This window comes from Streptococcus agalactiae ATCC 13813 (assembly GCF_000186445.1).
Lineage (GTDB): Bacteria > Bacillota > Bacilli > Lactobacillales > Streptococcaceae > Streptococcus > Streptococcus agalactiae.
In genome coordinates this window covers 994,223-994,754 of sequence record NZ_GL636070.1, presented here as the reverse complement: position 1 = coordinate 994,754, position 532 = coordinate 994,223, and the positions used below count along the sequence as shown (strand labels likewise).

Genomic DNA, 532 nt, shown 5'->3' with positions numbered 1-532 from the left:
TCATTAAATATATATTTACCTATAAAAAATAAAGTAATATTTAAAAATGGCTCGCGTATATAATCTTCGGAGTAAAATAACAAGGAATTTGAAACAAATAAATATAAAGCAGCAATATTATGATCCTGCACTAACTTTCGAGAGGTTTTAAAATATAAGTACATATACCCAAATGTAATAATAATTCCACTTAGTGCAAGTGTTGAAGAATAACTGTTATCATGAAAAAATAAAATATATCTATCAATAAAATAGTTGATTTCATTTCCAAATAAATTAAGTGAATCTGTTAAGATAAGCTTCGCGTAATAAATTCTACCACTTAAAAGGTTATCTAATTTTGAAACAATAGGAGTATTAAAGAAAAATAAAGAAAATAATAACAAACTAAACATCGCAATAAACTGTACATACGGTGCTATTTTAAAAGTTATTTGCTGTATCAAAAAATTATTTCGTAGAATAATGTAAAATACTACTGCAAATATTACTAAAAAATAACCTGTTCTAGCAACTGAAATAGAATAAATAT

Annotated in this window: 1 pseudogene; it reads right to left on the bottom strand. The window is 23.7% G+C overall.

Going from position 1 to position 532, the window contains the following annotated elements:
- Positions 1 to 532, bottom strand: a pseudogene (locus tag HMPREF9171_RS1000000113985) (hypothetical protein); the annotation flags it as partial.